The following is a 24490-nucleotide window of genomic DNA, read 5'->3' as shown; positions in this document are numbered from 1 at the left end:
AATTTGTGCCTGTGGCGTTTGTGCGGTGGCTGTCATGCCAAAGCTAAGTGCCAGTACTAGCAATTTTATCTTCTTCATAATATTCTATTTTAATAAGTCATTTTTACAATTTTCTCTACATCTTCCGGCTTGAGGTTCTGATGTTCTCCCAGGCCTAGCCAACCTCGCTCGGTAAATCTTTTAGAGATTTCTTCAGCAGTACCGTGATAATCCTCGGTATAAGCCGATAGCCTGGTTTCTATGCCTAATTCCTGGAAAAATGTTTCTGTCCTTTCAATAGCAGCTGAGGCTTTATGATCGAGAGAACCTTCTTTAATATTCCATACTCTTTCAGCATATTGTGCCAGTTTCTCTTTCTTGCTTTCAAAGTTGAACTTATAATGGCTAGGGGCGATCACGGCAAGGGTTCTGGCATGGTCGATCCCGTATAGCGCTGTTAGCTCATGGCCCATGGCATGCACGGCCCAGTCTGTAGGCACCCCTTTTTGAATAAGTCCGTTTAAGGCCATTGTACAACTCCACATAAAATTGGATGCTGCGGTATAGTCTGTAGGATCATTCAGGACTTTTGGTCCAACCTCGATAAGGGTTTGGAGGATGCTTTCTGCAAATCTATCTTGTAAAAACGCTCCGCTTGGGTAGGTCATATATTGTTCCAGCACATGAGTAAAAGCATCTGTGATTCCGTTTACCAATTGGCGAGAAGGAATTGAATGAATTACTTCAGGATCCAAAATGGAAAACACTGGGAATAACCCCGGACCACCCATGCCTAGTTTTTCTTTAGTTTCTTCTCGGGTAATCACGGCTCCAGAGTTCATTTCTGAACCTGTTGCAGGTAGAGTCAATACTGTACCAAAAGGCATTCCTGTTTGAGTAGGGATCCTTTGAGTCAAGATATCCCACGGAGTTTCGCCTTCATAAAGTGCTGCGGAAGATAAAAATTTGGTGCCGTCAATTACAGAACCACCACCTACTGCCAGAAGGAAGTCTATCTTTTCATTTTTGATCACTTCCAGAGCTTCCATCAACACCGAATATTCGGGGTTAGCCGGAATACCTCCAAACTCTATAACTTCAAATTTTTCAAGTGCTTTTGTGACCTGCTCATAAATACCGTTCCTTTTTATACTACCTCCGCCGTAAAGCATGAGTATTTTAGCGTTTTCAGGAATTTCGTCGTTTAGTTTTTCTATTTGTCCCTTTCCAAAAATAATTTTGGTAGGATTCTTAAATTCAAAATTCTTCATCGATCTTTTTTCTGATTTATTATTCAATTACAGTTACCAGGTCTTCTTTGCTTTTACGCACTTTGACCAACCCTGCTAACCAGTCGTTTTCAGTATCCCGATAACCTAATGGAAGCATCAAACAGCTTCTCAGGTTTTTTTCCTTCAGGTTTAGAATCTCATCTAAAGCTTGAGGCTCGAATCCTTCCATAGGAGTACTGTCAACTTCCTCAAAAGCTGCGGCAGTTATGGCATGAGAAAAGGCAATGTAAGCCTGCTTTGCCGCGTGGTTGAAATTTTCTTCAGGGTCGCGATGCGGATAAAAACCAAGCAGTTTCTGACGGTAATTTTCCCAACCTTCATTTTTAAATCCTCGTACCGTATTGGTATGGTCAAACATTTTATTGATACGCTCCTCGGTGTAATTATCCCAGGCGGCAAATACCAGTAGGTGAGAGCAATCTGTAACTACAGATTGATCCCATGCGATAGATCTTATTTGTTTCTTAATTTCTGGATTAGTGATCACCAGGATTTCAAAAGGTTGTAAACCGCTTGAAGTAGGAGCAAGGGATGCTGCTTCAATGATCGTATCAATCTTTTCCTGAGGTATTTTTTCACCGTTCATCGCTTTGGCAGCGTAACGCCAGTTGAGTTTATCTAATAATTCCATACTATTTTAAATTAATGAATGTTCATTCTTTTTTGAAGTCCGGAACTTTTCCGGGCTCATTTTGTTGTGTACTAAATTTTAATGCTGTTCCAGGCTGTGGAATATGCTTTTTCCAATTCTCCTTTTCCAATAGAACAGAGATTCCGATTTTCCATATTCACCAGGAAGGAAATAGGGTAGATGGTGAAAGCATAGAGGAGATAAGGCGAGAGTGGTTTTATAACCCCTTCATTTTTTCCCCTTTCCCAAAGTTCCAGTAAAGGCTGTAGATGTTTTAGGCCTTCCTGCCTGCTTTCTTCGTCAATCATAGGCGTGTTATCACACTGCGAAAGAAAAAGCGACTGGTCTACTTGTTTAAGCTTATAATTTGCGATGTTTTTCCAGATCTTTTCAAAGCCTGTCTCCACATCCACCTCTGAATCATAGTCTTTAAATGCGTACGTGCTAAATTCAGCTTTCACCTCAATATAAACCTGATTCACCAAATCCTGCTTGTTTTCAAAATACAGGTAAATAGTGGCAGGTGAGACATTAGCCATTTTGGCGATTTTAGACATAGGAGTTGCATGGAAACCATTATTGTTTACCAGGCTTATAGTTGCTTTAACTAAAGCATCTCTCTTTATCTGACTTTTTGAAATCGCCTTCATGCCGTTTTATTCTGATGCAAATATACAAAAAAAGAATGAACGTTCATTTTTATTCCGTTATTCTTTGGATTGTTTCTTAGCAAGGTTGATTTTCAACTGTAATACCACAATCATAGTTGTGAACGTTACCGCGGTTATTAGGACTAACATTTTTAATTCCGGAAGGATATCAGAAATATTTCCGCTGTAATAAGCTACTTTTCTAAAACCACTCAAATAATGGGTTACCGGTATAGATTGTGCGAGTGCATTGATACCTTCTGGAATTGCCAGAGTGGGCCATGTAAATCCGCTCAAAACGAAAGCGGGAGTAGAGATCACCATTAAGAGTTCCGTGGCCTTTAACTGATTTGGGATCATAATAGAAAATAACATCCCGATCCCCATAGAGGCGAAGGTCAAAAACGTTGTTAAAAGCAGCATGGGGATATTGAATATATCTGCTTCAATATTAAAGAAAATAAAGAACTGGCTTACTATGAACCACATCAATGGTAATAAGATCAAAAATGGGGTGGCTTTCAGGCCTATGTGGTATACAGACCATTTTTTTACCTTAATAAGTTCCTTGAAATAACCATCCTCAAAATCTCGAGCAAAGACAAGTGCCATCGCAAGAAAGATCACCTGTTGCATGATCGCTCCTAAAAGTCCGGGTAGCATGAAACTTAGATAGTTTCCGGTAGAATTGTAGAGTTTATTAAAATTGATCTTAAAGCTTTCATAGGATTCCATGGCCTGAGAAGGATGCATTCCCTGTTTCTTCAAGCCTTCAATTTCGATTCCAGCATTCATCGTCATCAACACCTGCTGAATATTCTTACTTGCGATATTTGCATTCAGGATGTTCGCCATGTTGAGGTCGACTCTTACTTCCGGATGTCTTTTTTGAAGTATATCTGCTTCAAATCCTGAAGGGAGAGTGATCACAGCCGCATATTGTTCCGTGGCCATTTCTTCTGCAATGGTGCCTGGAGTATATCGAAGATCCTTCAGAAGAAGAGCTTCATTGTCATCAAAAGCATCTACAATCTTATCTGTCAAGGGACTCAAATCCTGATCGACTATCACGACAGGCAGATCTATAACTTTAGCTTGCTGGTACACATACCCAAATAGAATACCGTATAAAATAGGAGCTCCAAAAAAGATAGCACAGAGCACATTATTGGAAAATATACGTCTGAATTCTATTTTGAGTAATTTCAAAAATTCTTTCATTCTGTTACTTTTTGAGAAGTATGGTTGCATTCGTATAAAAAGTATGACCGGAAATGTCTGAAGTCGGGACTACTTTTAGTTCGTACACAGATTCAGAAAGGTCGTACAATGGCGCTGTACTGGTGATATCTGCATAATGAGCGAGTTGTTTTATCGCCTGTATCTTTCCGGGGATCTCTTCTTGGGTATAAGGATTAACCAACAGCAGTTCGTTCCCTTCTTTAAAATCATAAATATTAGATTCGTTCACGGTAAATCTAAAGTAAACGCTGGTTTTCTTGTAGCCGTTAAAAAGGGTATACCCGGGAGTGAGTAATTCACCTTCTTCAAGGCTGATTGTTTCTATTGACATATCTGCCGGCGCCAGTAAATAGATCTCATTTGAAGCGGTCAATACTTCTTCTTTGGCCCCTCTGGCACGGTCTAAATGTCCTTTTGCCTGGTCAATTTGTTCTGTTCTGGCTCCATTTTTAGCTTCATGTCTCTTTGCTTCCAGTGCCGAAACCTGAGCCCTGGCCATATTCAATTTCATTTTCACTTCATCCAGCTGCTGGCGGCTAACCAAAGAATCCTGGTACATGTTGTCCAGTCTATTATATGATTCCTTAGCGAAATCCAGTTGTGCTTTAGCCGCTTCCAGTTTTCCGTCGAGCTGAATCAATTGTTCGGTAGTGGCACCATTATAGGCCATATTCAATTGACCCGTTGCAGCCTTTACAGCGCCTTCGGCCTGGATCATTTTCGCATTGATCTCAGGAATATCCAAAAAGGCAAGGGTGTCCCCCTCTTTTACCTGCTGGCCTTCCTCTACATAAAGTTTGGATACGCGCCCCGCAAGCTTACTACTTACAGAGATGGTTTCAAATTTTACTTTTCCTCTAAAAGAAGTTATTTCCTCTTCATTGTTGCAGGATGTTAACGCTAATAGTGATAAAAATCCAAGTCCTAAATTTCTTAATGTTGTCATATATTTAAAAATGATGTTTTAGTAATTGAGTAATCCTTTTGCGTGAAGCAGAGCGGTGGTGGCTCTTCTTTGATCGAAGAATGACTGCTGCAGTTGGAATTTTGCTTTTTCAAGATCTTTTAAGCTGTCAAGCACCTCGTTTATTGAGGTCAGGTCATTCCTGTATTGCTTATCGACCATTTCATAAGTTGCCTCAGCAAGCTCGATCTCCTTTTTAGCAATCTCTGTATGTTGAAGTGCTGCTTCGTAATTAAGTTGAGCTTTGATCTGGCTAAGGGCTATCATTTCTTCGGCCTCTTCAATTTGTTCGCGGTACTTTTTGCTTTCCAGCTTTGACTGGAGGCTTTTCAATCGCGACTGGTCACCGTCAAAAATATTCCAACGTATTCCAACACCAACATACCACTGAGGGTCAAAAAGGGAAAGATCTTCTTCAAGGAATTCATAATGCCCTTTTAAGGCTACCTTCGGAATGAATTTACTTCGTTCCATTTTTGCTTTAAAGTCGGTGGCTTTTTCAGCTTCCTCTAAGGCCTTGATCTCATTTCTCTTTTCGGAATTTTCAGGGGTATTAACCAAAATTGAAGACAATTCCGGTTGAAGAAGTTTTAAATTCTCCTTTTCCTCACCAGTTAATTGGTGCAATACTTCAATCAATAATGTTTTGTTGTGGCTGAATTCTAATTGTTTTGCTGACAGCTGTTGTTTTGCTAATTCGATCTTTTTTCGACTTATGGGGGTAGCCAGGCCATTTTCAATAGCCTTTTTCACGAAAAATTCCTGTTCTGTTAGATATTCTTCAGAAGCAGATAGGACTTTTTCTGAAGCATTGATCAATGCGAGCTTATCATAGGTCTCAATAATCTTTATTACGGTCCTGTCTTTTTCAGCAAGGCCGGCGAAGTTCATCGAGGCTTCTTTGTGTTTGGCTGCTCTTAGCGCATTGGTAGCTTCCAGTCCACTAAATAACACCCAATCTAAATCTACCGAGGATTTTAAAATATTCTTGTCCTGTAGGTTGTTAGGTTGCTGAAGCGGAATATTTTCAGGGAATGGGGCATTGAAAGGTATGCCTGCTGCCTCCTTAATAAGCAACTTTTGAGTGGCCATTAGTAAATTTTTGGTGTCATCGTCAAAGGTGATATCGTCATTAAGGCGGGTGTAACTTCCGTTAAGGGTAACCTTAGGAAGAAATACAGATTTAGCCAACTTTTGATCTACCTGAGCTTTTTCGACATCCAGATCATATACATTCACGGTGTGACTTTTGTCAAGGCCTTTCTGTATAAGATCCTGTAAAGAAGGATCGAGCTGTTGTGCCCACGCAGAACCGGGAAATAGGCTAAGGGTCAAAAGGACTATAACACCAATCCAAAAGTGATTTATTTTCATTGCAACTGTTTTTTTTTAAGCAGTGCAAATTTCCTCACTAAGTAGAGCGTATCCTTTGACCTATGTCAAAAAGTAAAAATCAGGTTTTTTTGGAGTCATTGCGGCGTATGCGGCTAAGGGTTTCTTGCGTCATGCCAAGGTATGAGGCGATATAGCCTAAGGGGACGCGCGTTGAAATATCTGGAAACTCTGTAAGCATGTATTCATAGCGCTCTTTAGCGGTCTGAAATTGTAAGGCATTCAATTTATTTACCACCCGGGTGAGCATTTCGGTAGAGAGTAATCTTCCGAATCTTTCCATATTTGGGTATTTCTCGAACAGCCTGTCTAAATTCTCTCGGGTGATACTATAGGCCACAGAATCTTCAAGCATTTCAAGGTAATATATACTTGGAATTTGCTGAAAGAAACTTTCAATGCTCGACATGAATTTACCTTCAGTGAAGAACCACTGGGTAATCTCCTTGCCATCTTCCTTGAGGTAAAAACTCCTGCCGGCACCTTGTTCGATAAAGTACAGTTTAGTACATATCTGACCTTCCGTAACCAAATTTTGATTTTTCCCGAACGTTTCCTTTTTAAAATGGGAAGCAATATCGTGTAATTCTTCCGGCGGAAAAGGAACAATATTCTTTAAGGTATCAGTTAGGTTCATGAAGCAGATCGAATATGAAATTGAAAAGTGTCGCAAAGGTAAGATAATACCAAGGATAATTCCTGTGTGTTAGAATCTTCGGGTGCAAAGGAATATTATTTTGAATAAAATATAGCAAAGTCGCACTCTGGAATCCTTCCGAAGAAATTTTAATGCTTCAAAAAGTAAAAGGCTTTTCCAAATTGCTCTCCAAAGAAATAAGCAGCACTTATTAGACCGATAACAACATAAATTCCTATAAAGATCTTTTTAAGTTTTTTATTCTCAACTGCTTGTAAAGTGAAATATGCGGCGATGGTAACCACGCTACAGTAAAAGTAATCCATGGGGCAATATTAAATTCTAAACTTCCTTTGAAGGGTTTAAAAGGATAAGTGCAAATATTCGAAAAACGTTACAGGATTTGGAAAGAAATAGTAAAGAATTTTCAAAACACCATTTGACTTAAAATAACTCAACAGGAAAATGTTCAAAAAAGATTTCAGGTTGAAAACAGAAAAGCGCTGAATTTCTTCAGCGCTTTTTTTAAAATCTATAATTTGAAAGTTATCTTTCGATTGTCTGTAACCTGTCCGGTCCCACAGAAACGATCTTAACAGGTACTCCTATTTCTTTTTCAATGAAATCAATGTACTCGTTCAATTCCTTTGGAAATTCTGAAGGACTCGAGATCTTGGTGATATCTTCCTTCCATCCATTGAAGTGCTTATAAATAGGAGTTACATTCTCGGCCTCGATATTATAAGGTAGGTGAGTGATCTCTTCACCCCGATAGTTATATGCGGTACACACTTTAAGTGTTTTAAATCCGCTTAAAACATCAGCTTTCATCATGATCAACTGAGTTACGCCGTTTACCTGAACTGCATATTTTAAAGCAACCAGGTCAAGCCATCCGCAACGTCTCGGTCTTCCAGTGGTAGCTCCGAACTCACGGCCAACAGTTCCCATTTTTTCACCATCCTCATCAAACAATTCAGTAGGGAAGGGGCCGCTACCTACACGGGTAGTATAAGCTTTAAAGATCCCGAATACTTCCTTGATCTGATTAGGTGCAACTCCAAGACCTGTACAGGCACCTGCAGCAGTGGTATTTGAGGAGGTTACAAAAGGGTAGGTTCCAAAGTCAATATCTAATAATGATCCCTGTGCGCCTTCGGCTAATATACTCTTGTTATCATTTTGTGCCTGGTGAATATATTCTTCGCTGTCAATGAATTTCAACGTCTTCAATTCCTCAATAGCACTGAAAAATTCTTTTTCTAATTCAGCCAGATCGTACTGAACGTCAACATCGTAAAAACGGATCATCGCTTCATGCTTATTGGCCAGGTTGCGATATTTTTCTTTCCAGTCACTTAATTCAAGGTCACCAACGCGAATTCCGTTACGACCTGTCTTATCCATATAAGTTGGTCCGATCCCTTTTAAAGTAGATCCGATCTTGGCTTTACCTTTTGAGGCTTCACTGGCCGCATCCAATAAACGGTGAGTAGGAAGAATTAGGTGTGCTTTTCTGGAGATCAATAATTTCTTTTTGAAATCTCCGTCAAATTTTTTCAGGTTATCAAGCTCCCGCTGAAAGATCACGGGATCTATAACCACTCCGTTCCCAACAATATTGATGGCATTGTCATGGAAAATACCTGATGGGATAGTGTGTAAAACGTGCTTGATGCCATCGAATTCTAGTGTGTGCCCGGCGTTTGGGCCTCCCTGGAATCGGGCGATGATATCGTATTTTTTGGTGAATACATCTACAATTTTACCTTTTCCTTCATCTCCCCATTGTAATCCAAGAAGTAAGTCTACTGCCATAAAAATTCAGAATTAGTCGGTTGTTGTTTTTTTGTTTCCGTAAAAATATAAGGAATGTTTAGTGATCTCAATATCAAATACCTCCTCGATAGTCTGCTTTATAGATTGAATACGAGGATCACAGAACTCGATCACCTCTCCAGAATCGGTAAGGATAATATGATCATGGTTGCGGTCAAAATAAGATTTTTCATACTGGGCCTGATTATTACCAAACTGATGTTTTCTAACCAATCCGCATTCCAATAGAAGTTCAATAGTGTTATATAGAGTAGCACGGCTTACGCGGTACTTTTTATTTTTCATTTTAATATATAAGGATTCAATATCAAAATGTTCCTCACTATTATAGATCTCCTGCAGGATCGCAAACCGCTCTGGTGTTTTGCGGTGTCCTTTCTCTTCCAGGTACTTAGTAAAGACATTCTTTACCACTCCCTGATCATTTTTATTGACTACTTTTTTGCTCATGATGCTGGGTGCAAAGGTATAAGATTATTCACGTGAGACCTTATCAATACCGTTTATTTTTTTGAGGTTATCCATTAATTTCTTAAGGATATTATTGTTCTTAACGATGACAGTGATCTTCCCAGAGAATACGCCATCTGAACTGTCAAAGTAAATATTGCGCATGTTCACGTTCATGTTGCTGGAGATCTCTTTTGTTACATCATTTACTAAACCAAGGTTGTCAATACCGGTAAGTTTGATGACTGCCTTAAACTCCTCCTGGGTGGAATCCTTCCATTTCGCCTGAATGATCCGGTAAGCAAAATTACTCTGCAGCTGAATGGCATTTGGGCAGTCCTTTTTATGAACCTTGATACCTTCACTAACGGTTACGAATCCGAAGACGCTGTCCCCCGGAATTGGGTTACAACAATTTGCCAGTTTGTAATCCAGCACCTCTTCATCCCGGCCAAAGACCAACTGGTCATATTTTGCCGTGATCTCATCTTTATCAAGATCCTGTGACGTCTGGGTTTTTCTGATCTTGCTTTTGAAGAAGCTTACCAATGCGTTGCTTCGGGAAGCTGCGTAATCCTTTAATTTTTGGTTGTCTATGGTGCCGACGCCCACCCTGTAAAACAGGTCCAGGCTGGTCTTTAATTTGAAATAAACTACCAGTTCATTGATGGTCTTCTCGTTGAAAGGAATTTTCTGAGCCCGTAATTTTCGGGCCAGTATGGCTTTTCCTTCTTCTGCAATGCCTTTTTTTTCCTCTTTTAAAGAAGATTTTATCTTTGCCCTTGCTCTTGCTGTGGTGGCATAATCCAGCCAGTTCGAGTTGGGTTTTGCTTTTTCTGAAGTGATGATCTCCACCTGGTCTCCGCTGTTCAGCTCTGTACTTAAAGGCACCAGTTTTCCGTTGACTCGGGCTCCACGGGTGCGCAGGCCAACTTCTGTGTGAATGCTGAAGGCGAAATCCATTGGGGTGGCGCCCTTCGGAAGGGATTTTAGATCACCCTGTGGTGTGAAAACAAAGATCTCCTTGGAGTACAGGTTTAACTTGAACTGTTCAACGAAATCAACTGCGTTCACTTCTGAACTTTCGAGAGCTTCCTGAAGTTTGTTCACCCATTCTTCCAGTCCGTCTTCCTGGTTACCTTGCTTGTATTTGTAGTGAGCCGCATAACCCTTTTCGGCTATCTCGTTCATTCGCTCACTCCTTATTTGAACTTCAACCCAACGCCCTTTTGGCCCCATCACGGTAATGTGCAGAGCCTCATATCCCGTAGATTTTGGAGATGAGATCCAGTCTCTTAGTCGGGTAGGGTTTGGCCTGAAGTGATCAGTCACGATGGAATAGATCTTCCACGCCAGGAATTTCTCGTTCGCCGGATTCGTCCTATAGATAATCCTCACTGCGAACTTGTCATACACCTCGTCAAAGCTCACGTTCTGATTCTTCATTTTACGACGGATCGAAAAAATGGATTTTGGGCGACCTTTAATAGTATATTCGATTTCTTCCTTATCGAGTGAATTTTTGATCACATCGGTGAATTCAGCGATGTAGGCGTCTTGATCTTCCTTACTCTCCTTGATCTTCTGAAGGATCTCGTTGTAAACCTCAGGCTCGGTGTATTTCAATCCCAGGTCCTCAAGTTCGGTCTTAATATTATATAGCCCGATTCGATGGGCAAGGGGAGCATAAATATAAAGTGTTTCTGAAGCGATCTTTTCCTGCTTATCTGTGCGCATGGAATCCATCGTCTGCATATTGTGAAGCCGGTCTGCGATCTTGATAATGATCACCCGTACGTCATCATTCAGCGTGAGCAACATTTTCCGAAAGTTCTCTGCCTGCAACGAAACATCTTTATCGTGTTGTAAATGGGAAATTTTGGTAAGGCCGTCCACGATCCTGGCTACGGTTTTCCCGAACATACGCTCGATTTCCTCAATGGAATAAGGGGTGTCTTCAACCACGTCATGCAGTAAGGCAGCGGCAATAGAGGTTGCGTCCAGTCCTATTTCCGAGGCAACGATCTTTGCGACGGCAATGGGATGGAAAATGTATGCCTCGCCAGATTTTCTTCTTTGGTCTTTATGAGCATCAACAGCGACATCAAATGCGTGCCGGATCAATTTCTTGTCCTCATCGCTGAGCGTTTGATAACTTATGCGCAGAAGTTCTTTATACTGGTGGGCAATTTCCTTATTTTCTTTTTCAATAGCGGCGTCCGTCATCATGATTTAAAAATACAATTTAGATTGAAAACAAACAATAAAATTATGATCGTAGGTTTTTAAATCGTTTATACAGCGGCGGATGCGAATAATGCACGAAAACATAAGCCGGATGCGGAGTGAGATTACTCAGGTTATTCTTTGAAAGCTTCTTTAGGCCCGTTACCAGCGGTTCGCCTTTGTAAGTATTTTTGGCAAAATTGTCTGCCTGGTATTCAAACTTACGAGACAGGTAATTCATGATGATCCCCGTGATTTCAGAAATCGGACTGTACAATAGTCCGAAAGCGACAAGACCAATATGAAAGCCGGGAGTCTCTAAACCGAGCGCTTCGGAAAGTAAAGGATTTCCTACAAAAAGTGAAAGTAGCCAGAGCGTGAATCCGGTGGTCAAAATTCCAATGATAAGATTGATAATAATATGGTTCTTTTTGTAGTGACCTACCTCGTGAGCCAAAACGGCTACGATCTCTTCCTCATCCAGGTCGTTGATTAGCGTGTCATAAAGCGTTACTCTTTTCTCTCTTCCGAAACCTGAAAAATACGCGTTTGCCTTGGTACTTCTTTTAGAACCGTCAATTACAAAGATCTTTTCCAGAGTAAACCCTTCTTTTTGTGCGTAGGCTTCTATCTTTTGCCTCAAAGTGCCTTCCGGAAGGGGAGTCTGTTTATTAAAAAGCGGCACAATAAGCTTTGCGTAGAACATATTCAGAAAAATACTGAAAACAGCAACCAGGATCCAGGCATACCACCAAAAATCATCACCTGCGAACTGATAGAACCAGATAATGAGCGCCAGGATTCCACCGCCTAAAAGGATCATCATTCCCCAGCTTTTTATCTTATCCAGGAAGAAGGTCTTTTTCGTGGTCTTATTGAATCCGAATTCTTCTTCGATCACAAAAGTGCTGTAGTAGGAAAAAGGCAGCGATAAAATGTCACTTCCCAGCATGATGATTCCGAAGAAGATAAGACCTACAATAATGGCATTATCTGATACTGACCTTGCAATATTATCTACAAACTCAAATCCATCCAGGAATAAAAAGGTCAGTAGCACGATCATGGAAAAAGTGGAGGAGAGGATCCCGAATTGGTATCGGGTCTTTTTATAGCGTTGAGATTTTTGATATTCCTCTTCATTGAACACATCCTGCAAGGAAGCCGGGATGGGATCATTAAAATGTTTCGCGTTAAGGGCATCCAGGATCTTGTCTATTATAAAATCAAGCAGAATGATTCCCAGGATGATGTAAAAAAGCGTTTGTGGATTCACAGATATAATTATTTATCAAAAGGTCAATGCCGGCTAATATAATTAAATAAAATAGTCGAAATACTTTGGTTTTAGTTGAAGCCTCGTTGTCTTCTGGCTTCAAAGATAAGAATGCCTGCCGCGACCGAAACGTTCATGGAGTCGATCTCACCCTGCATGGGAATAATAATGTTCTGGGTAGTATTTTCCAGCCATTCATCGCTCAGCCCTGTAGCTTCGGTTCCCACCACAATGGCACTTCCGGGCTTGTAATCTATCATGTCATACGGAACTGAGGCCTGTAAAGCGGCTCCGTAAATGTTGATTTTTCGCTCCTTTAAGAATGCAATGATCTCTGAAGTGGTGCCGGTAGCGATAGTATTTGTGAAAACACATCCTACACTGGAGCGTACAATATTAGGATTGAAAAGATCGGTTTTGGGGTTGGCTATAAGCACGGCATCTACTCCTGCGGCATCTGCGGTTCTTAAAATAGCCCCGATATTTCCGGGTTTTTCGGGAGCTTCGGCAACCAGAATTAGCGGATCTTTTTTGTCTAGTTCTATATTGCAAAGGCCAAGATCACGGGCTTCAGCTACCGCGATCACCCCTTCGGTACCGCCGCGATAGGCGATCTTTGAGTAGATATCCTCAGAGATTTCAGTAATGATAACTTCCGAAGAAAAGCCTTTCATTAAATTTTCCAATGCTTCCGAAGAAAAAAGATCGGGACAAAAATAGATCTCCCTAAACTTGTATCCGCCTTTTGCAGCCAGACTGATCTCTCGCTGGCCCTCAATAAGGAAAAGACCTTCCTTCTTTCGGGTTCTGGATTTTTCCTGAAGCTGAAGCAGCTTTTTTATCGTTGGATTCTGAAGACTACTAATTTGTTTGTGCATGCAGCAAAGATAGTAAAGTGGCGGCGTAGATTTTCAATGATCTGGAGACCGCTTCTAAAGTTAAAGTTCGATTAAAATCCGGGTCAAAAATGATCTAAAGTCCTGCGTTATTTTTTGAAGCCGTAAAAATGTTATAATTTACTGATTGTGAAAAACTTAAATTCGAAATCATGAAGAAGATATTACCTGTGAAAAATGCCTTTAAGCCGCTGGCTTTTATTTTTATGGCCATTCTCATAAGTGCCTGTTCAAAAGATATTGTATTCCCTACTTCTGAAGTTGTGCCTGCGGCGACGGCAGTTCTAAAGATAGATCAAAATAAAAGCGAGAACTATGAGATAAAACTTTCAGTAGAAAATCTTGCCACCCCTGACCGACTAAAGCCTTCGCGGAAGAATTATGTCGTCTGGATGGTTACCAAAAAGCACGGAACTATAAACATAGGAAACCTTAGGGTGAACCGAAAAAATAAAGCCGAACTGGAAACAGTTACTCCTTATGAACCTATCAAGGTATTCATTACGGCAGAGGATGGGGATGAGGTCGTGCTGCCTTCCACACAGGTCGTCATGGATTCGGGAAAATTTAAAGTATAAAAAAAGGCTGTCTGAGGACAGCCTTTTGAAATGAAATCATTTCTTTATTACTCTGTCTGAGTATCATATTTCTCAGAATATCTTTTTGCCAGGTTGGTCTGGTGACTTTCCAGGCTGATATCTCTTCCCTGAATGAAGGCTTTGGTCACTTTGTTGGTTCGCATGTCTAAAGCGTCTCCTTCGCTGATGAACAGGGTCGCGTCTTTACCAACTTCTAAAGTTCCCATCTGGTCATCAACTCCAAGAATTTTTGCGGTATTGGAAGTGATCATTTTTAGCGCTTCTTCTTTGTCAGCGCCAAAAGCGATAACGGTACCGGCGTAAAAAGGCAGGTTTCTTGAATTCATGCGTTCCATGTCCCCGCTGGTTTCAAGACCTACCAGGACACCTTTTTCATTTAGCAGATGCGCCATTTTATAAGGCAGGTCGTAATCCTGGTCTTCAAGGTTTGGCGTGTCGTGAACACGACCTACTAAAACGGCAATATTGTTGGCCTTCAGTTGATCAGCGATCTTATAGGCGTCATAACCTCCCACTAAAACAACATTTTTAAGACTGTGTTCTTTTATAAAAGCTAAAAGATCTATGATCTCTTTTTCAGCATCAGCATGAAAATAAAGCCTTTTGTTTCCTTCAAATACCTCTTTCATGGCTTCGAAAGGAAGGTTGGTCTTTTCTCTTGGTCCTGCTAGATAGGCCTTGGCATTTTTAAAGAAGTCTGAAAGATCTCTTACATGCCCTTCATATTTATCATTTGGTTTGATTCCACGCTCTTCACCTTCCCACCAGCGGCCACGGCGAACTGTGTTTGGCCAGTTGATGTGCAAGCCGTCATTTTCTTTTAAAACAGCATCTTCCCAGTTCCATGCGTCGAATTGAACGATCGAGGAAGTACCTGAGATCCTTCCGCCACGAGGAGTGATCTGACCAATCAACACCCCGTTGGGACGCATACTTTCCACAACATGACTCTCTGCATTGTAAGCCACAACACTTCGAACATGCGGAAGCATTTCACCCAATTCATCCTCGTCATCACTCTGGCGTACCGCATCGATCTCAACCAGACCCAGTGTGCTGTTAGGAGCGATAAAGCCCGGGTAAACATGCTTTCCTTTGGCTTCAATAACAGTTCCCCGGTAAGGCATTTTTGTAGAAGAAGCATCTGTTATGGTCCTGATCTTTCCATCTTCCAGGATGATCAGGCTGTTCTTGATCATTTCCCCATTACCAATATGGGCGGTAGCACCAACAATGGTGACCGGAGTTGTTTGCTTGGCTGCCGGGGTTTGCTGGGCAAACAATGTTCCCGCAAATAATAGCACCGGCAATAAAAGTATCTTGATATTTTTCATTTCAATTTTAGTTTAAAAGAAGGGTGTCACAATGCATTTCATCTTTTTTGGAATCTTTCACCGGCTGTGTTTTAAGACCGTTGTTTTTGGCTTTAAGCATTTGCGTAGTGAGAATATTCTTTTGACGCTCGATCTCCTTGCGCAGTTCCTGGTCTCTTTCAAGATCAAAATAAACGGTTCCCTCGATCATGGTTTTCTCAGGTTTAGCGTAAACAGACATTGGATGGTCTGACCAAAGCACAAGATCTGCGTCCTTTCCTTCTTTGATACTACCCACCCGGTCATCAATATGTAACAATTTAGCGGGGTTCAAAGTGACAAATTTCCAGGCTTCTTCTTCGGAAATATTCCCGTATTTCACACTTTTCGCGGCTTCCTGGTTAAGGCGACGGCCCATTTCGGCGTCATCACTGTTGATGGCTACAGTTACTCCCGCATTGTGCATGATGGCTGCGTTCTGCGGAATCGCATCCTTCACTTCATATTTGTACGCCCACCAGTCAGAGAAAGTAGAACCCCCGGCACCATGTGCGGCCATTTTATCGGCTACCTTATAACCTTCCAGAATGTGGGTGAACGTGTTAATGTTGAATCCGAATTCTTCGGCTACTTTCATCAACATGTTGATCTCACTTTGCACATAGGAGTGAGCTGTAATATGTCGTTCCCCGTTTAGGATCTCCAAAAGGGTTTCCATTTCAATATCCTTACGGTAAGGTTTTCCGCTCTTCTTTAATTTTTCGTATTCCTTAGCCCGGGTGAAGTAGTCAACGTAAACCTGTTCCACACCCATCCTGGTCTGGGGAAACCTTGAGTTGCTGCTCCAATTTGACTGTTTAACATTTTCCCCAAGTGCGAACTTGATGAACTTAGGTGAGTTGTTAAGCAGCATTTCCTGGGGACTATGGCCCCATTTCATTTTTAAGATCGCTGATTGGCCCCCAATAGGGTTAGCCGATCCATGAAGCAATTGCATGGTGGTAACCCCACCGGCAAGATTGCGGTATACTCCGATATCATCAGGATCGATCACGTCTTCCATTCTCACTTCGGCGGTAGAGTTGTGGCCGGCTTCATTTACCGCGGAAGCTGCCAGGTGTGAGTGTTCATCAATGATCCCTGTTGTAAGATGTTTTCCGGAAGCATCGATCACCGTGGCACGACCTGCTTTCAGGTTTTTTCCCACTGCAGCGATCTTTCCGTCTTTCACCAACACATCGGTATTCTTCAGGATCCCCGTCTCTTCATTGGTCCATACGGTTGCATTTTTAAACAAGAAATCCTGTTGCTTCGGAAGGTTTTCAAATCCGTAGGCCATATTTGGAAAGGAAACAGGCATCAATTCAGGATGCTCTTTCTTGTCGTCTTTTTTGTCTTCTTTGGAAGCATCAGCGGTACGGGTTGCCGCAAATGTGGTTTCAGAACCTTCTCCTAAGATGGCTTTTCCGGAGAAGCTTTTTACTTCCGAAGGGATCTTGGCAACGAGCCTGGTATATTCCGTTTTTGTGGTATCAGGCGAAGATAAGATGATGTTCAGCCAGTTGTTCTCATAAGTGAGTTTTGAACCTATTTTCTTGTCGTCCAGTGTCACTTCAGCCTTTGGTTTTGCAGGCTCACCGGTGATCTTCATGCTGTAATTGTTTCCTCCCGCGGTAAGCTCATAAGTACCATTGAGTTTTACGATATTCATATCTTCGATGACCGCTCGCTTCCCCTGAACCCAGTTCTCGTATAAAGTGGTTTCCTTGTCAAAATAATCACCTGATGTAATAATGAAGTTGGCGAAAGCGCCTTCTTTTAAGGTTCCCAATTTATTTTCCTTGCCCAGAATTTTAGCCGGTACCGTTGTAAGAGCAGCCAGAGCCGTCTTTTTATCCAGGCCGTATTCTACCGCTTTCAGGAGATTTGCCTTAAATTCTTTGGTATCATTGGAGGTAAGTGCAAACGGAATTCCTTTTTCGGCCATCATTTTTAAGTTGGCCGGTGCCTGGTTCCATTCCTTCATGTCTCCAAGGCTGGCGTAATTCGCCATATATGGATCTTCCACGTCAAATGGCTTCGGAAAGTTTAGAGGAACAATAATGATTGCGTTGGTTGCCTTAATGGCATCCAATCTTTCAAATTCCTTTCCGCTTCCCACGATCACATACTGTACACCAAATTCATCACCAACTTTGTCAGCTCTCAATTCATCTAGTAAACCATCGGTTTTAAAGATCTGAACCAGGTTTTTATTTTCGTTGAAAGCTTCCAGAGCAAGGTCTTTATTGTTGGCGTGACCTTTTGAATACCAATCTGCATCCAGGTAAGTTTGCCTTAGCAATGCCATTGCTCCCATGATAGAAGTTGGGTAAAGCTGCTTTGATTGCGCGCTTTTTTCAAAGGAAAGGTATTGACCAGATCTTTGATCAATGATCCTGTCGCCTTCGGTTCCTTCGGAATTTAGCGCGACCAACATCCCGGTACCACGAACAATTCCGTCGGGCATATGAGTATTGACTGCCCCAAAGCCTAACTTCCGAAGATTTTCAGCTTCCTTGGCGTCATATTTAAAGGTTTCTAATGCTGAAGTTTCCGGACGAATATGATCATTCCAGTAATAGCCTTCCCTTGCAGCATCGTATTGAGGATTTCCGCCAAAGGGATTTCCCGGAGAATTTTTTGGTTTTTCAATTCCGAAGTTGCTGTAAAGATCAATGAAAGAAGGGTATATTTCCTTGCCTTTTAGATCAAAGACTACAGCATTTGCCGGGACTTTAATGTTTTTTCCAACCGCGGTGATCTTACCGTCCTTAATGGCAAGCATGCCGTTTTCAATGGTTGTAGCAGGATCCACATGGATCTTCGCGTTCTTTAAAACTGTGTAGTTCGTGTTCACTTCAGCCTTTACAGCGTCGTTTTTAGGAAAGTACTCCTGTGCCTGCAGGCCAAGGGAGGCACAGAACAGGAGGCAGGTCAAAAATTTGATTTTCATACAATGATTTAAGTTAGGAGGTCTGAAAAATTAAGCGAGAAAGTTAACAAAAAATAAAGAACCGGATTCCTTATTACAAATTTTGTCGATCCTTGAAATAATTCACCAAAAGTGCCACTACATAACTGTAGCTCTTCATGCCTTCAGGTTGATTGTTGGCCTTTAAAAAGCTGTTATAGGTGTACATGAATAAAGGTTCCATCGGGTTTTGGTGCTTTTCCCAAAACTCTCGTACCTCAATGTAATTGAGTCGGATCCCGTAATTAAGGCATTCCATAAGTTCATTGGTGAGCTCGGGCTCGCGGTAATAGAGTTCGCTAAGACAATAACTGAGTGCAAAAGTGTATCCTGAATACCTGAAATACTCGTCAGGGTGGTTCATGGTCGCCAGGCAAGCCAAAAAATTAGCTTCATTTTCCTTGGCGAACCCTAACTGGTGGCCAATTTCATGGCTGGCTGTGGTTGGAAGTTTATAAGGAACGATAACGGTATTCACCTGTCCTTCGTTGGTAAGCGGATTCAAATATCCGTTGAAACCCATGTAAGTGAGTGGCAGGCTGTAAATTGATCTTTTCAGGCTTTCGTGATCATATTCCAGTTCAGGAAAAGTTTCCTCCAGATTCTGGTACCCGTCACGGGTCATGTTCAGGATTTCCCCTTTTGAATACGGAAGATCTACTTTGACAGAATCATCTTTTGTGATCGAAGTATGCAATTTGTTGGATCTATCGATCAGGTGAAGAGTAAGTTTATGAAGATCTTCAGTGGAATAATCGTTCTCTATTTGCAAAGTTTGATGCAGCGGCTGTCGATAGTAATTGAAACCCCAGAAAATATTGAAACAAGCATAGATTATGGAGAGTGTAGCCAGGGCTTCGAGTCCCCATCTTTTCGGATTTCTGAATCTTTGCTTAATCCTTAAAACGAGCCATCTTATCAACATAATGATAAGTACTCCGTAAAGGATGTCTCCGAGGGAAAAAGGAAGAAATCCCAGTCCCATTCGCATTAGCGAGGAGGTAAAAGGATAAATGCCCATACTGTACCAGTTCTCAACAAAATTAGGGTACATGGCCAGGATCCTAATCAGCAAGATCTGGACGGGGAGTAACATGGCTAGAATGAGGGCCGATTTTTTCTTCACCTTTCAAAAATACGAAAATTGACTGCCCATCCTAATGCCTTCTGAAAGGGAAAAACACTTAGTAGTTTCCCTTTTAACTTCTATCTTTGTGGGAAACACTAAAATCTCTAGAAATGAATGAAGAAATAAGAGCTTTGGAGCCAAAGCCGCTATGGAATAAATTCGCTGACCTTAATGCTGTGCCTCGTCCTTCCAAAAAGGAGGAAAGGGTAATTGAGTTCATGAAAAATTTCGGGAACAAATTAGGTCTTGAAACACTTGTGGATGAAGTGGGCAATGTGATCATAAGAAAGCCGGCCACTAAAGGAATGGAAGACAGAAAACCGGTGGTTCTTCAGTCCCACCTTGACATGGTTCACCAAAAGAACAGCGATTCTAATTTCGATTTTGACAACCAAGGAATTGAAATGTATGTGGAAGGAGATTGGGTGAAGGCGAAAGGAACTACACTGGGTGCCGATAACGGACTTGGCGTGGCGACCATGATGGCTATTTTGGAAAGCGATGAGATCGCGCATCCTGAGCTGGAAGCTTTATTCACCATTGATGAAGAGACCGGAATGACCGGGGCAATGGGACTAAAACCCGGACTTCTAAAAGGAGAGATCCTTTTGAACCTGGATACCGAAGAAGATGATGAGATTGGAATTGGGTGTGCAGGAGGTGTTGATGTCACCGCTGCCAGAACTTATAAGGAAGAAGAAACCCCTGAAAATTCAACAGCCTATAAGATCGTTGTAAAAGGATTGCAGGGTGGACACTCCGGAATGGATATTATCAAAGGTCTTGGAAATGCCAATAAATTGATGAACCGTATCCTTTTTGACGGATTTGAAAACTTCGGATTAAGGATCGCTGAGATCAATGGGGGAGGACTTCGCAACGCGATCCCTCGTGAAAGTGAAGCTGTGGTTGCTGTGGAAGATATTCAAAAAAAGGATTTCCTGGAAACTTCTGAAAAGCTGATCAACGAGATCAAACAGGAATACAAATCTCTGGAGCCAAACATGAAGATCGAGCTTACCGAAACAGAACTTCCAAAGAAAGTGATGGAAGTAGGAGCTCAGGAGTTATTAGTGAAAGCTATTTATTCGGCTCACAACGGGGTGTACAGAATGAGTCCTGAAATTGAAGGACTGGTGGAGACTTCTAACAACATCGCGAAGGTGGTTGTAAAAGAAGGGAAGATCGAGATCCTTTGCCTTACAAGATCTTCTGTAGAATCTGGAAAGAATGACTTAGCGAACAGCTTGCGTTCAGGATTTGAGCTGGCAGGTTTTGATGTTGAGCTATCAGGTTCGTACCCGGGATGGGCTCCGAACATGGATTCTGCCATCCTAAAGGTACTGGATGAATTGTACCAGGAAATGAACAATGAGAAAGCTGATATCGCTGCTTGTCATGCTGGACTCGAATGCGGTATTTTAGGAAACCACTATCCTGAAATGGATATGATCTCATTTGGGCCGACCATTCGAGGAGCGCATTCACCGGATGAAAGAGCGAGCATTTCTTCGGCTAAGAAGTACTGGGTCTTTGTGAAGGAAGTTCTAAAGAACATTCCGAAGAAGAATTAGAAAGACTGATTACAGGATAAAAAAAAACAGGCTGCCAAAAATGCTTTTTTGGCAGCCTGTTTTAGTTTTAGATAAATTGAGCTTACTTGATGCTCACCAATTCTATTTCGAAAATTAGATCTGCTCCAGCCGGAATTACCGGTGGTGCTCCTCTTTCACCATAACCAAGATGAGCAGGAATGAAGAGAACTGCTTTATCACCTACTTTCATTTGCTGCACCCCTTCTTTGAATCCAGGGATCATAGGTGCATCAGGGCTGTAAAGAACCGGCATTGGAGCATAACCGCCCATTTGCTGTCTCTTTTTATTGATGTTGTCGTATTTTTCGGCCACTGGTTCCAGATTGGTGTCGAAAAGATGCCCGTCGTTAAGGTATCCTTCATAATTCACCAATACGGTATCACCTGTTTTAGGATCAGGTCCGTCTCCTTCTTTCAAAAAGGTAATCTTAAGTCCACTTTCTAACTCCTTAGCCTCGGCTTTTAATGAATCCATTCGAGCCTGAGTAGCTTGTCTTAGTTCACCCAATGCTTTTTCCTTAGCTTCGGCTTCAGCCTTGAAACTTTGAAGTTTCTCGCTTAAAACATTTGCGGCCTTGAACTTCTTAGCGTCTCCGCCTTTTCTAATAATGTTCACTTCTTCCATTACTACCGGTTCAAGCGGCTTATCTCCTGGGCCGGTTTCCACTGACCCAATCTGGTCAACTACTTCCTGACCTTTAACCACCTTTCCAAAAACGGTGTGCATTCCGTCTAACCATGGAGTTTCTTTAAGAGTGATGAAGAACTGACTTCCGTTGGTGTCAGGTCCTGAATTTGCCATGGAAAGAATTCCTTTAGAGGAATGTGTCAAAGTATCCACGATCTCGTTAGGGAATTTGTATCCCGGGCTTCCCTGGCCGGTTCCTGTAGGATCGCCTCCCTGGATCATGAAGTCTTCAATGATCCTGTGAAAAGTAAGGCCGTTATAGAACTTCTTCTCCTTGTAATCATCATCCACCATAGTGCTCTCACCTTCGGCAAGGGAAACAAAACTGGCTACGGTCATAGGAGTTTCCTGGTAGTATAATTCGGCTATAAAACTGCCTTTATTGGTCTTGAATTCGGCATACATTCCGTCTTCAAGCTCAGGGTATTCCTCATTACAGGCAGTGAAAGACATAAGTACACTGCATAAAAGTAAAAAACTGATTTTTTTCATTCTTTTTCTAATTGTTTGGGTTGTTATTTTCCTGGGAGATCTTGTTTAAAGTAACGGTGGAGATCACCGGTACATTTGTCCCAATTTTCTTTTTATCGCCGTAATATCCAAAAGCTTTATGAGAAGGGAAAAGGAAAGTCACGGTTTCTCCTTCTTTCATGATCTTAAGGCCTTCCCGTAAGCCACTGAACAATTTTTCTTTATCCATGGCATAAGTGCGGGTTGGAAGCTCTTCTTTTGAATAGATGTTTTGCCCCTCAAGGGTGCGAAGATTGTAATCGAACTCCACAATATCGCCAAATTCAGGAGTGGCCGCTCCGGTCGTGTCTTTAGTGTGGTAGTAATACCAGAAACCGTTGGGAGAAGAGATGTATTGATGGGTAGAATCTTCTTCTATGATCTGTTTTATCTGCTTTTCTTCGGCGGCAACGATCTTTTTATTGCGTTCTATAGATTCATTTATATAGGATCCCGATTTTTGGGTCACCGGTTTTCTGGCTTCCGGAGATTTACAGGAAACTACCAGCAGTATTCCCAACAACATGAATATCAAATTCCTCATTTTGCTAAGCTAGTTTTGTAATCGGGTAAGATACTAATAAATTTCTCAATGGTTTCTTCGAGTGACAGGTCGCTTTTTCCGCCGGCAGCGTTGATATGGCCGCCTCCCTGGAAATGTAACCTGGCGAAATCATTAACGGAAAATGTACCTTTTGAGCGGAAGGAGATCTTGACGATCTTTTCAGCTTTGTTCTCAATAAAGATAGCAGCGAATACGGTACCTTCCAAAGAAAGGCCGTAGTTCACGAACCCTTCGGTATCTCCTTTTTTAAAGTTGTTTTTATCCAGTTCTTCCTGAGTAAGCACTATGTAGGCTGTTCTCAGTTCTGGTACTACTTTCAGATTTTGCAGGGCTAGTCCCAGCAACTGCAGCCTTCCGTAGGAATTAGTATCGTAGACATTCTCATGAATGTTGGTGTTGTCTGCGCCCAGTTCAATTAACTCGGCGATCACACGATGGGTGAGACTGGTAGTAGAACGATACCTGAAAGAACCGGTGTCGGTCATGATTCCGGTGTATAAACAAGTGGCGATCTGGGCATTTAGACTGTCCTTTAAGCCTATATTTTCAATGAAGTGATACACCATTTGGGCGGTAGAGCACATACTGACATCGCTGTAAGTGACAACTGCGTAATCGTCCGGTTGCTGGTGGTGGTCGATCATGATAAAATCTGCTTCGGCTTCTTCCAGAACAGGCTTCATGTCACCGGCCCTTGAGAGGTGATTGAAGTCCAGGGTGAAGATGACATCGGCTGCTTTGATATACTGGTCGCTTTTTTCCTTTTCCTTCTCATATATGATTACCTCTTCCTGGTAGGGCATCCATTTAAGGAAATCGGGGTAATCATTTGGCGAGATCAATTGTACCTCATGATGCTGGCCTTCCAGCAGTAACTTCAAGGCCAGGGTAGATCCCATAGCATCTCCGTCTGGGCCCTTGTGAGGCACGATCACTACTTTTTTCGGAGAGTCCAGTAACTCCTTTACCTTAGATATATCTTCATTTGTCATAGAAGGCGAAGATACCGATAATTTGAACATTTAAAAACGAAGAAATTGATTTCCGAAGAACGAAAACGGAAACGAATTTCTTTAAAACCCTGCTGAAAAGCATATAATAATCAATAGGTTGTTGGAATTGGAATTGAAATGACTATTTTTGCAGCCAAATTTAAAATTGATGTAATGGCAGGAAATAGAACTTTCACCATGTTAAAGCCCGATGCAGTTGAAAAAGGACACATTGGAGCTATTTTAGAGCAGATCACTGCTTCAGGATTTAGAATCGTAGCATTGAAGCTTACTCAAATGACTCGTCGTGATGCCGAGAAATTCTATGAGGTACACAGTGAGCGTCCTTTCTTTGGAGAATTGGTTGAATTCATGACCCGCGGACCGATAGTAGCTGCAATCCTTGAAAAAGAAAATGCAGTTGAAGATTTCAGAACTCTTATTGGTGCTACTAACCCGGAAGATGCTGCGGAAGGTACTATCAGAAAAAAATACGCTTCTTCAGTTGGTGAGAACGCAGTTCACGGAAGTGACAGCGATGAGAACGCTAAGATCGAAGGAGAATTCCACTTTGCAGGAAGAGAAATGTTCTAAGGTTTGACCTTAATTGAT

Annotated in this window: 22 protein-coding genes; 3 read left to right on the top strand and 19 right to left on the bottom strand. The window is 41.8% G+C overall.

What is annotated here, in order from left to right:
* Nucleotides 1–89: 89 nt before the first annotated feature.
* The 13 genes from ACFQ1G_RS04785 to ACFQ1G_RS04725 form a co-directional block, all read right to left on the bottom strand.
* Nucleotides 90–1250 (bottom strand): iron-containing alcohol dehydrogenase, encoded by a 1161-nt coding sequence (locus ACFQ1G_RS04785; RefSeq protein WP_380737136.1) that lies wholly within the window; start codon nt 1248–1250, stop codon nt 90–92.
* A 19-nt stretch (nt 1251–1269) separates the two neighbouring features.
* On the bottom strand, nt 1270–1902 hold the full coding sequence (locus ACFQ1G_RS04780; RefSeq protein ID WP_380737134.1) for an NAD(P)H-dependent oxidoreductase: 633 nt from the start codon (nt 1900–1902) through the stop codon (nt 1270–1272).
* Nucleotides 1903–1973: 71 nt separating this feature from the next.
* A complete protein-coding gene (locus ACFQ1G_RS04775; RefSeq protein WP_380737132.1) occupies nt 1974–2552 on the bottom strand; it encodes a TetR/AcrR family transcriptional regulator in 579 nt (192 codons plus the stop codon).
* A 57-nt stretch (nt 2553–2609) separates the two neighbouring features.
* The gene (locus ACFQ1G_RS04770) at nt 2610–3773 is read right to left on the bottom strand and encodes an ABC transporter permease (RefSeq protein ID WP_380737129.1); all 1164 of its coding nucleotides are present in this window, start codon (nt 3771–3773) and stop codon (nt 2610–2612) included.
* Nucleotides 3774–3777: 4 nt separating this feature from the next.
* Complete coding sequence (locus tag ACFQ1G_RS04765) at nt 3778–4740, bottom strand: HlyD family secretion protein (protein ID WP_380737128.1); 963 nt, start codon at nt 4738–4740, stop codon at nt 3778–3780.
* 18 nt (nt 4741–4758) lie between these two features.
* The gene (locus ACFQ1G_RS04760; RefSeq protein WP_380737127.1) at nt 4759–6132 is read right to left on the bottom strand and encodes a TolC family protein; all 1374 of its coding nucleotides are present in this window, start codon (nt 6130–6132) and stop codon (nt 4759–4761) included.
* Between the two features lie 79 nt (nt 6133–6211).
* Nucleotides 6212–6787 (bottom strand): Crp/Fnr family transcriptional regulator, encoded by a 576-nt coding sequence (locus ACFQ1G_RS04755; protein WP_380737126.1) that lies wholly within the window; start codon nt 6785–6787, stop codon nt 6212–6214.
* A gap of 149 nt (nt 6788–6936) precedes the next feature.
* Nucleotides 6937–7113, bottom strand: a complete 177-nt coding sequence (locus ACFQ1G_RS04750; protein WP_380737125.1) for a hypothetical protein — start codon at nt 7111–7113, stop codon at nt 6937–6939.
* A gap of 220 nt (nt 7114–7333) precedes the next feature.
* Entirely contained in the window at nt 7334–8605 is a 1272-nt protein-coding gene (locus tag ACFQ1G_RS04745; RefSeq protein WP_380737124.1) for an adenylosuccinate synthase, read from the bottom strand.
* 12 nt (nt 8606–8617) lie between these two features.
* The gene (locus ACFQ1G_RS04740; RefSeq protein WP_380737123.1) at nt 8618–9076 is read right to left on the bottom strand and encodes a Fur family transcriptional regulator; all 459 of its coding nucleotides are present in this window, start codon (nt 9074–9076) and stop codon (nt 8618–8620) included.
* A 24-nt stretch (nt 9077–9100) separates the two neighbouring features.
* Nucleotides 9101–11302, bottom strand: a complete 2202-nt coding sequence (locus tag ACFQ1G_RS04735; protein ID WP_380738456.1) for a RelA/SpoT family protein — start codon at nt 11300–11302, stop codon at nt 9101–9103.
* Between the two features lie 43 nt (nt 11303–11345).
* Nucleotides 11346–12578, bottom strand: coding sequence for a M48 family metallopeptidase (locus ACFQ1G_RS04730; RefSeq protein ID WP_380737122.1), 1233 nt, complete (start codon nt 12576–12578; stop codon nt 11346–11348).
* A 71-nt stretch (nt 12579–12649) separates the two neighbouring features.
* On the bottom strand, nt 12650–13456 hold the full coding sequence (locus tag ACFQ1G_RS04725; RefSeq protein WP_380737121.1) for a TrmH family RNA methyltransferase: 807 nt from the start codon (nt 13454–13456) through the stop codon (nt 12650–12652).
* Between the two features lie 170 nt (nt 13457–13626).
* On the opposite strand from ACFQ1G_RS04725, the gene ACFQ1G_RS04720 reads away from it, so the two are divergent.
* Nucleotides 13627–14052 carry a hypothetical protein gene (locus ACFQ1G_RS04720; RefSeq protein ID WP_380737120.1) on the top strand — a complete coding sequence of 142 codons (426 nt, stop codon included), beginning with the start codon at nt 13627–13629 and terminating at the stop codon, nt 14050–14052.
* 47 nt (nt 14053–14099) lie between these two features.
* Here ACFQ1G_RS04720 and ACFQ1G_RS04715 read toward each other — a convergent pair whose 3' ends face one another.
* The 3 genes from ACFQ1G_RS04715 to ACFQ1G_RS04705 form a co-directional block, all read right to left on the bottom strand.
* Nucleotides 14100–15407, bottom strand: a complete 1308-nt coding sequence (locus tag ACFQ1G_RS04715) for an amidohydrolase family protein (protein WP_380737119.1) — start codon at nt 15405–15407, stop codon at nt 14100–14102.
* 7 nt (nt 15408–15414) lie between these two features.
* Nucleotides 15415–18381, bottom strand: a complete 2967-nt coding sequence (locus tag ACFQ1G_RS04710; protein WP_380737118.1) for an amidohydrolase family protein — start codon at nt 18379–18381, stop codon at nt 15415–15417.
* 73 nt (nt 18382–18454) lie between these two features.
* Nucleotides 18455–19525, bottom strand: coding sequence for a DUF3810 domain-containing protein (locus ACFQ1G_RS04705; protein ID WP_380737117.1), 1071 nt, complete (start codon nt 19523–19525; stop codon nt 18455–18457).
* A gap of 113 nt (nt 19526–19638) precedes the next feature.
* On the opposite strand from ACFQ1G_RS04705, the gene ACFQ1G_RS04700 reads away from it, so the two are divergent.
* Entirely contained in the window at nt 19639–21102 is a 1464-nt protein-coding gene (locus tag ACFQ1G_RS04700; RefSeq protein ID WP_380737116.1) for an aminoacyl-histidine dipeptidase, read from the top strand.
* An 82-nt stretch (nt 21103–21184) separates the two neighbouring features.
* Here the strand turns inward: ACFQ1G_RS04700 and ACFQ1G_RS04695 are convergent, their stop codons facing one another.
* From ACFQ1G_RS04695 to ACFQ1G_RS04685, 3 genes are read right to left on the bottom strand one after another with little or no spacing between them, the layout of a single operon-like run.
* Entirely contained in the window at nt 21185–22303 is a 1119-nt protein-coding gene (locus tag ACFQ1G_RS04695; protein ID WP_380737115.1) for a peptidylprolyl isomerase, read from the bottom strand.
* A 7-nt stretch (nt 22304–22310) separates the two neighbouring features.
* A complete protein-coding gene (gldI, locus tag ACFQ1G_RS04690; RefSeq protein WP_380737114.1) occupies nt 22311–22865 on the bottom strand; it encodes a gliding motility-associated peptidyl-prolyl isomerase GldI in 555 nt (184 codons plus the stop codon).
* Nucleotides 22862–23878, bottom strand: a complete 1017-nt coding sequence (locus tag ACFQ1G_RS04685) for a DHH family phosphoesterase (protein WP_380738454.1) — start codon at nt 23876–23878, stop codon at nt 22862–22864. Before ACFQ1G_RS04685 ends, gldI begins: the two co-directional genes overlap by 4 nt.
* Nucleotides 23879–24052: 174 nt before the next feature.
* On the opposite strand from ACFQ1G_RS04685, the gene ACFQ1G_RS04680 reads away from it, so the two are divergent.
* On the top strand, nt 24053–24472 hold the full coding sequence (locus ACFQ1G_RS04680; protein WP_380737113.1) for a nucleoside-diphosphate kinase: 420 nt from the start codon (nt 24053–24055) through the stop codon (nt 24470–24472).
* Nucleotides 24473–24490 lie beyond the last annotated feature (18 nt).

This window comes from Salinimicrobium gaetbulicola (assembly GCF_042676025.1).
Lineage (GTDB): Bacteria > Bacteroidota > Bacteroidia > Flavobacteriales > Flavobacteriaceae > Salinimicrobium > Salinimicrobium gaetbulicola.
This window is presented reverse-complemented; position numbering and strand designations above follow the sequence as displayed.